We start from the raw sequence: 8,542 nt of genomic DNA on the forward strand, positions 1-8,542 counted from the left end.
ACAAGCTTTTTCGCTTTTTTGTACGGGAGGGAGGTCTCTTGGAAAAGTTTGATCGCATCGGCTACACTCTTACAACCGCATTCGCAAATTTCTGATGCGAGGACTTCTTCTTTCGTTGCCATGATCCACCCCTTAGAGGGAGTGCTCTACTTTATAAGCGTTGGCTTTTTCAACTGCTTCGTAGAGTTTTTGCGCTAACTCCGGCATTTTAATATGGTTTGTCCACACCGTATCTTCAACGATATCGTGAATCTCTGATGCAACTTCTACCGCTAAACGTTTGAGTTTTGCCAACTCTTTTTTATGATCTTGTTCAGTCATATCTGACATAATTTATCCTTTTATTTAATTTATTTGTTACGCAACACGTATTTCGATATGACGTGCTTGATCTTTTCCCAATGCCACAATCCGCTCACCGATTTGAACCTGCACGCTGCTTTTAAAAAGACCGTACCGTTTTACACAGAGTGTCGCATTGGGACAGATTCCCATAGCACAAAGATGATCTTTTAAGGTTTCATCCAGTGCTATGGATAAGACTCTGCATTTTTCATTCACACAGGTTTCTAGAAGATTCATAGTTTATCCCTCACAGTGAAAATGCGTAGATATTCTCAAACTTAACATTTCGAGATTCACCGTAACACATATGCAGGAAGCTTCCTTTTTGCTGAAAATGGTATTTTTCAAATAATGCAACCGCATTAACATTACCTAGAGGGACATCCGCGAGAACTTTTTTCAATCCTCTAAAATACAAAACACCTTGCATCATTTTTTCCGCTTCTTCCTTAAAACCGCTTTTGCATTGCCACGGTCCGAGATAAACTCCTCTCGAATTGATAACGCTAGAGTGCTGAAATGAATTCGGAAGAGCAAATTTTAGTGAACTGTTACGCTCCATCTCATCGAGCATAAATGACATACGATCTTCACCGAAGGTTTCCATGTCGATTTTGCGGATCGTCGCATCGAAATTTCCCCCATCCAACTCTTTTGCCTGCGCATTGGTAAAACTAAACGGAGGAACTTTTCCGACATTGAGAAAACGTCCTACTTCCATCACACTTTTGAAACCGCTTTGTTCAAAAAAACTTTTGAGCTGAGGATTCGCATGAAGATAGAGGGATGGGTGTTCATCTTTGAGAACACCAAAAAGGGTATGAAACAGCCGTCGTCCGATCCCCTGCTTTTGATGGCTCGGTTTTACCATGAAATATTTGATCATCGCCGAGGTCTCAAACTCGATCGCCATTACCGCACCGACCAGTACGCCATCCTCATAGGCACCGTAACACAGATGAGGAGCGTGCATCATCATGAGTTTAACATGGTATCCATCGAGCAACCAGCCTGTCTCTTCGGCGATCTTGATCAGTTCAGGCACATCGACAAATTTAAGCCACCCTATATACATGCTACTTCCTGATAGAGGGATTTGAGTTCACTAATGTCGAGTACCCTTTTACGTGCCGTAACAATTTCACGGATTTTAGGGAGCATATCGCGTAGGATATTGTTCTCAGCACTAATCCCCATACGTGCTAAATGGTAGCGGATGGTCGCACTGCCCGAATGTTTTCCGATCGGAAATGAGCTCTCAAGACCTACCTCTTCGGCTTCATAGGGTTCATAGGCATGGGAATCTTTCATCATCCCGCTCGCATGTATGCCGCTTTCGTGGGCAAATATCCGCTCACCCACGACAGGGGCATTAGAAGAGAGCGACATATTTGCCGCACTGGCTACGGTTTGAACCAAGCTTCGGATCAGGAGAGGATCGATGGCACGTGCCTCACCGTAGAGATGTTTAAGTGCCATAAGAATCTGCTCGAACGATGCGTTCCCCGCCCGTTCACCCAACCCAATCACCGTGGTATTCATACTAATCGCCCCCGCATCGATACCGCTGAGGGCATTTGCATTTGCCAAACCAAAATCGTTATGGGTATGCATTTCAATCGGGAGAAGATTAAGATCGCATAAAGATTTGATTTCGTTGTAGGTTTGTGTCGGGGTCATGATGCCGATCGTATCACAATAGCGGAAGCGTTCTGCTCCGCACTCTGATGCGAGTTCTATGACGTCTCGAATAAATTCATGACTTCCACGAGAGCTATCTTCGCCACCGATGCAGACAAATAATCCCTCACGCTTTGCCGCTGTGACAACACGTTCGAGTTCGGATAAGACTTTAGCTTTACTGCCGCCAAATTTCACATCGATGAGAATATCCGAGATAGGAATAGAGAGATCGACCGCTTTTATCCCACACGAGAGAGAAGCATCGAGATCTTCCATCTTCATACGGTTCCACGTCATCATCCGTGCTTTTAGCCCTAAAGACAAAAGCTCTTTAATATCATCGCGCTCTTTGACACCCATCGCCGCAATACCGATTTCGAGTTCATCCGCACCACATGCATCTAGGAGTGTTGCGATACGGAGTTTTTCGTTCGTATTGAATGCAACATAAGGAGCCTGCTCCCCGTCACGTAAAGTGGTGTCATTTATAAGAGCCACGATATTTTCCTTTCCTTGTCATCCTCAAGTAACGTTCGCCCTGAGCCTGTCGAAGGGTATTTCGTTCATAGTTCGACGAGCTCACTACGAACGAAAAGCCAAAAATGTATCAATTCACTTCCGCGTTTTCGTCCATACCGAAGTATTTGCGAGATGCTTTTAGAACAGAGATCTCGATCGGCTCATACGCATAGCTTTGATCTGCAATGATACCGGCTGCTTTAAGATCATCCTGCGGACATCCGCCGATTTTCGCGGTAAGGATCAATTGTACGTCTTTGAGTTTTTCCAAAATCGGCTGAAGCGGGTTCGTACCGTCTGGCCCTGCACAATACTCATAATCGACTTTACGGTGGTGGATAAATCGGATACCTTTATCCCCTGCTTCGTAGATCAAGAACTCTTTAACGCTTCCGAAATGTTGATTAATCATCCCCTCACCTGCAGTGGTTACCGCTACGAGGATCGTTACACCGTTAGAGCTAAGTTCTTCTTTCTCTTTACGAACACGCTCATTGGCTTGATCGAGGAAGAATCTAAACTCTTCGATTTTTGCCTGAGCCGATTGACGCGCTTCAAGATCGTATTTGATTTGAAGTTCGTCGAAACTAAGACCTGCAAAAGTATCTTTGGTAAACTCAGCCCCTCGGTCTTCACCGATAAGCCCAACCGCATCGGCGCGGCATTGACGACAGTGCTGCATGAGTTTCATATCCATACCGCACGCTTCTTGAACCGCCATTTGCTCTTGATCGGTTGCACTTGGTACACCTGCGAGGGCAAATGCTGTACCGAATTCAGGCTCAGAGAGGATCGGCATAATGTTGTGCAAGAAAACACCGATCTCTTTGAGTTTTTTGGAAACTTCTGGGAGGTGTTTGTCATTAACACCCGGGATCAAAACAGAGTTTGCTTTGATCAAAATCCCTTTTTCAACACATTTCTTCATCCCTTCGAGTTGGTTTTCGAGGAGGATTTGTGCCGCTTCTTTTCCATAAATACGTTTGTTATTATGGAAAATCCATGGATAGATCAAACTTCCGATTTCACCGCTCTCATCAACACTATTAATCGTGACGGTGATGTGGTCGATGTTGTACTCAACCATCTCATCGATAAAGTTCGGTAATTCCAAACCATTTGTCGAGAGACATAGTTTCAAATCCGGTGCAAATTGGCGAACCATTCCGAAAGTCTCAAAGGTTTTCTTCGGATTTGCCAAAGCATCTCCCGGACCAGCGATACCAAGAACACTCATACGTTGGACTTCTCCACCGACAAGTAATACTTTTTTTGCCGCTTCTTCAGGGCTGAGACGCTCAGACGTTACCCCTGGTCGAGATTCATTGGAACAGTCGTATTTACGGTTACAGTAATTACATTGGATATTACACGCGGGGGCTACCGCTACGTGAATACGTGCATAATGGTGATGTGCACCCTCCGAATAACATGGATGATTGTGTATCTTCGCTTGAATATCTTCGGGCATAAAAGATTCATTTCCGCTTGAGGAACAACTCATAATAACTCCTTTTAAGTGTCATTCAATGATTCTCAACCTCATCCGGCGGCAACCATTTTCTAAATTAGGTTATTGCAAATGATGTTCTCACTCCATTGTGCTATTTACAACAACTATTACGACATTTTTGTCTTATCACTACCAAATACTTTTCTATTGTTATTTCAAAAAGCTACAGAATAAAAATTGCATTATTTACATTAAATAACAGGAGCATGATTATGATGGTAGCTATACCTATGGATGCAATGATGCGTGTATATCACTACAATCCCTGTAGTGCTACTATGTTTGCATTGTATGATGTTTCCGGTGAACGTAAAGATATTCGTTACCGTTTTCTCGAAACCCGTCTGAACCCATGGGAAAAACATGAAGGACGGATGGTACGCGATCCAAAAATGAAAATATGTGCATGTGAAAATGATTTAGCTCAAAACCCTCACCACGTCAGTGAACACTATGCTCTTCTTGAAGTGATTGGAAAATGCAATTATTTAATTGTCGATTCATATTGCCTCAACACCCTCTTTGCCATGAAAAATGTAGGAATTAAAATTCATAAAATTCCCCCATTTGTCAAAACAGCCGATGAAGCTATCAACCATTTTATTATAGGAGCCAACCTTGCAGATCACTTACAATACATCAATCCTGCATCTTGAAGATATGCCGCTGGATATCGGTTATGCCTCAGAGAAAGTTGACCTAAAAACCGCTTCGGGAGAAAATTTCCGCATCGGCGGGCAAAACGGCGTGACTCAGCTCCTGATCAGTGCCTCTTTTATCGATGAGGCACTCTTGACTCAGTTACAAGAGATAGACACTCTTCTAAATCTCAATGCACTCGGTGGGATCACCAAAGCACTTATCGTCGCCAATGACACGCACAAATTACCCTCTCTCGAAGAGTGGATAAGCGGATATGATGTTGATGAAGCATTCGGGGATTATTACGGCGTCCGACTCAGCAATAAAGAACTAGCAAAATCACTCTTTATCGTATCAAAAGATGGTGCAGTGTTTTACCACGAGATCCTTAGTGATCTAAATGATCCATTTAGTATCGATAAAGCCCTTGCCAAAATCGTCGCTGCCAATAGTTGCTATACAGGAAAAGGGTGTCACGGGTAAATCCGGGTGACATTTTTGTCCCCGTTTTTTACTGATGTTACGCACTAAATGAGCAAAGCCCATTGAGTGGCAGGGACATTTGTCCCTACAACCCCCTAAAGCTACCCGCATCTTCCGGATACGGGAGAAAACCTACAAATATGACATTCTAAACAAAAAACCTACAAATAAGATAATTTTTATCCTATTTATCACAAGAACACTAAATGCAATCGTTTATCAAAAGCTCCAAAGGGATCAGAATGGACACCATTTTTGAAACGATAAAAAAAGAGTTGAGAAATCAAACAACGATCCCCTACTTCGGTTTGGGTGTGTTTGAAGGGATCATAACCAAAGAGGGGGAAGCTGTCCCACATGATAGCGATTCACTCATTTTAGCGATGAACGGTGGGCGTGCAATGTCGCCACGGCTAATGTTCGAATATTCTCGTGCTGCTATGCATTTGGAACAGCGTCGCGGTGTGGAGTATATGACACAGCTCATCAACCACATTTATACTAAACCGTTTGACCCTACACCCCTGCACAAAGCGATAGTCGATATGATGCCTCGATTCATTATTGATACGAATCGCGATACAAAAATACAAGAACTATTAGCCTATACACCCCATTGTCTCATCATTGGTAAAACACGTATCATGGGTGATTTAAACCGTTATGAAGTGTATGAATATGATGTTGAGAACCAAAAATACTTTTTAGTCGAAGATGAGGTTCTCGAAACCGCTGAAAAAATCCTCTTTAAACCAATGGGATCTCCTCTCCCGAATCCCACTTTTGTTATCTCTGATGCTGATTATGTAGACTGGCTCACCGAAGCGATGGCAGGATTTGCTATCCCAAAAGTGCTCAAAACCTACCGAAAAGCAAAAAAATACCTCTTTTTGGGGACATCATTTGATCACGATACCGATCGTATGGTTGCCAACGAGCTAACCCTCGATCTCGAAGGAGGCTACGTCATCACCGATAAAGAGTTAGGGAAAAAAGAGAAAAAATTCATCGAAAAACATAACCTCGAAGTGATCCCTATGTCACTACCCGAATTTATCAAAGCATTTTTATAAGGAGCCACCTATGCCGTTTATTCCAACCGTCAAAGATGTTTCACCGCGTGGAGAGCGTTATTTCGATCTCTTCTCCAAACTCCTCGGAGATCGCGTCATCGTTATCACCGAAGCAATTGATGATCATATGATGGGAGTTATCGTCTCCCAACTCCTCTACCTTGAAGCGATGGATCCCGATGAGCCGATCCACATGTACATCAGCTCTCCGGGCGGCTCAGTGATGGCAGGGTTAGCGATTCTCGATACGATGAATCTTATCAATGCCCCTGTCCATACCTACGCTATGGGGTTGGTTGCATCGATGGCGGCGGTGCTGTTCACCTGCGGCGAAAAAGGGAATCGTTATATGCTCCCCAACGCCGAAGTGATGATCCATCAGCCTCTCGGAGGGTATTCAGGTCAAGCGAGCGACATCGAGATCCACACCAAACATATCCTGAACCTCAAACGCCGTTTGTATATCATTCTCGCAGAGGCTACGGGCAAAAGTACCAAAGTGATCGAAAAAGAGTCCGACCGTGACAACTATATGGAAGCCAAAGAGGCAATAGAGTTCGGTCTTGCCGATACGATCCTCACCAAATTCACGCCGAAGGATGTCTGATGAGTACTGAAAAATCGTGTTCATTTTGCGGAAGAAAGCAAAGTGAAGTGAAAAAAATGTTCTCCTCGGAGACCACCCATATCTGTAACGAGTGTGTCACGACCTGCTCTAGCATACTCCAAAAAGAGGTGCGTTACGAGCAACGCTCCGCGATGCAACAACAGCTCCCGACCCCTGAGAAAATCGTCGAGTTTTTGGACAAATACATCATCGGTCAGTATGATGCGAAAAAAGTGCTCGCCGTCGCCCTCTACAACCACTACAAACGGATCGAAAACCCGATCTATAACAACGTCGAGTTGGAAAAATCCAATATTATGCTCGTAGGGCCAACAGGGAGCGGTAAAACACTCCTCGCCAAATCGCTCTCCAAGATCATGCAGGTGCCGTTCGCCGTCGCCGATGCCACAGCCCTTACCGAAGCGGGATATGTCGGTGAAGACGTCGAGAGCATCCTCAGCCGCCTCCTCGCCGCCGCCAACTACGACATCGATCTCGCACAGCGGGGAATCATCTATATCGACGAAGTGGATAAAATCGCCCGCAAAGGGGAAAGCTCGACAATGGGTCGCGATGTATCGGGCGAAGGGGTACAACAAGGTCTATTGAAGATTTTAGAGGGTGCCGAAGTCTACGTCCCCGTAAAAGGGAGCCGTAAAAACTCCACCACCGAGACGGTACTATTCAACACCTCTCACGTCCTCTTCGTCTGCGGAGGAGCCTTCGTCGGTCTCGTCCCTGACACCCATACGAAAAAAACCAATAAAGTAGGATTCAGTAAAAGCGCCTCCGCCGATGCAAAACCGAAAAAAATCGATGCCAAAGCGCTCGTCCATTACGGTATGATCCCCGAGTTTATCGGACGTATCCCCGTCGTCGCACAGCTGGGTGAACTCACCAAAGATCAAATGATCCAAATCCTCCAAGAACCGGACAACGCCCTCATCAAACAGTTCCAAGCATTGTTTGATATGGACGGCATTGAGCTGAATTTCGAGCAAAAAGCACTCGAAGCGGTTGCGCAAAAAGCGATTGATCGCGGTGTCGGAGCACGGGGGTTACGGGGCATAATAGAGGAGGCGATGTTGCCGTTGCAGTTTAGCTGTCCGTCGAATAAAGCTATTGCGAGTGTTACTATCACTGAAGCGGTCATCGAAGACCCGAGCAAAGAGCCAATTTTTACCTACAAAGAAGAGCACGCGGAAGGGTAAATTCCAGCGTTCGTGATGAGCCTGTCGAACCATGAATAGACTACCCTTCGACAAGCTCATGGCGAACGGTAAGTCTTAGAAAAAAATAGCTGTATTCATCTCACATTTCAATTTGACATTCCTCTTCAGAATACATATAATACTATAGTATTATTTTAAATCGGAGGTCACCTATGCGTCAGACTACCAGTATGAAACTAGACCCGGCAGTAAAACAAGAAGCCCAAAAGATATTTAATGAATTGGGTCTTTCACTCGGTGAAGCGGTCAACCTCTTTTTAAATCAGGTGCGTCTTCGCAAAGGGATCCCTTTCGACATAGAAATCCCGAACGAAGAAACGCAACAAGTATTTAGAGACATTCTAGCGGGTAAAAATATCGAAGATTTTTCCATCGAAGAATTAAAACGCCATGGCTAAACTACGCCGTCACAAAGCATTTCTAAAAGACTACGCGACAGTACGCC

Annotated in this window: 11 protein-coding genes; 6 read left to right on the forward strand and 5 right to left on the reverse strand. The window is 44.6% G+C overall.

All coding sequences use genetic code 11. The features are described 5' to 3' along the window. Positions 1–132: 132 nt before the first annotated feature. The 5 genes from WA010_RS13325 to nifB form a co-directional block, all read right to left on the reverse strand. On the reverse strand, positions 133–330 hold the full coding sequence (locus WA010_RS13325; protein ID WP_422557605.1) for a CCE_0567 family metalloprotein: 198 nt from the start codon (positions 328–330) through the stop codon (positions 133–135). Between the two features lie 27 nt (positions 331–357). Next, positions 358–582, reverse strand: coding sequence for a FeoA family protein (locus tag WA010_RS13330; protein WP_422557606.1), 225 nt, complete (start codon positions 580–582; stop codon positions 358–360). Positions 583–592: 10 nt separating this feature from the next. After that, positions 593–1,420, reverse strand: a complete 828-nt coding sequence (locus tag WA010_RS13335) for a GNAT family N-acetyltransferase (protein ID WP_422557607.1) — start codon at positions 1,418–1,420, stop codon at positions 593–595. Next, complete coding sequence (nifV, locus tag WA010_RS13340) at positions 1,411–2,526, reverse strand: homocitrate synthase (protein WP_422557608.1); 1,116 nt, start codon at positions 2,524–2,526, stop codon at positions 1,411–1,413. Before nifV ends, WA010_RS13335 begins: the two co-directional genes overlap by 10 nt. A gap of 109 nt (positions 2,527–2,635) precedes the next feature. Continuing rightward, on the reverse strand, positions 2,636–4,051 hold the full coding sequence (nifB, locus tag WA010_RS13345) for a nitrogenase cofactor biosynthesis protein NifB (protein ID WP_422557609.1): 1,416 nt from the start codon (positions 4,049–4,051) through the stop codon (positions 2,636–2,638). A gap of 221 nt (positions 4,052–4,272) precedes the next feature. Here nifB and WA010_RS13350 point away from each other — a divergent pair, with 221 nt between their 5' ends. The 6 genes from WA010_RS13350 to WA010_RS13375 all read left to right on the forward strand — a co-directional run bounded on the left by WA010_RS13350 (position 4,273) and on the right by WA010_RS13375 (position 8,495). After that, positions 4,273–4,716, forward strand: a complete 444-nt coding sequence (locus WA010_RS13350) for a hypothetical protein (protein ID WP_422557610.1) — start codon at positions 4,273–4,275, stop codon at positions 4,714–4,716. Next, positions 4,679–5,185 carry a hypothetical protein gene (locus WA010_RS13355; RefSeq protein WP_422557611.1) on the forward strand — a complete coding sequence of 169 codons (507 nt, stop codon included), beginning with the start codon at positions 4,679–4,681 and terminating at the stop codon, positions 5,183–5,185. Before WA010_RS13350 ends, WA010_RS13355 begins: the two co-directional genes overlap by 38 nt. A 242-nt stretch (positions 5,186–5,427) precedes the next feature. Further along, a complete protein-coding gene (locus tag WA010_RS13360; protein ID WP_422557612.1) occupies positions 5,428–6,258 on the forward strand; it encodes an SIR2 family protein in 831 nt (276 codons plus the stop codon). Positions 6,259–6,268: 10 nt separating this feature from the next. Beyond that, positions 6,269–6,865, forward strand: coding sequence for an ATP-dependent Clp protease proteolytic subunit (locus WA010_RS13365; RefSeq protein ID WP_422557613.1), 597 nt, complete (start codon positions 6,269–6,271; stop codon positions 6,863–6,865). Further along, entirely contained in the window at positions 6,865–8,076 is a 1,212-nt protein-coding gene (gene clpX / locus WA010_RS13370; RefSeq protein WP_422557614.1) for an ATP-dependent Clp protease ATP-binding subunit ClpX, read from the forward strand. Before WA010_RS13365 ends, clpX begins: the two co-directional genes overlap by 1 nt. 173 nt (positions 8,077–8,249) lie before the next feature. Further along, entirely contained in the window at positions 8,250–8,495 is a 246-nt protein-coding gene (locus WA010_RS13375) for a type II toxin-antitoxin system RelB/DinJ family antitoxin (protein WP_422557615.1), read from the forward strand. The last annotated feature ends 47 nt before the right edge of the window (positions 8,496–8,542 follow it).

This window comes from Sulfuricurvum sp. (genome assembly GCF_049305995.1).
GTDB lineage: Bacteria > Campylobacterota > Campylobacteria > Campylobacterales > Sulfurimonadaceae > Sulfuricurvum.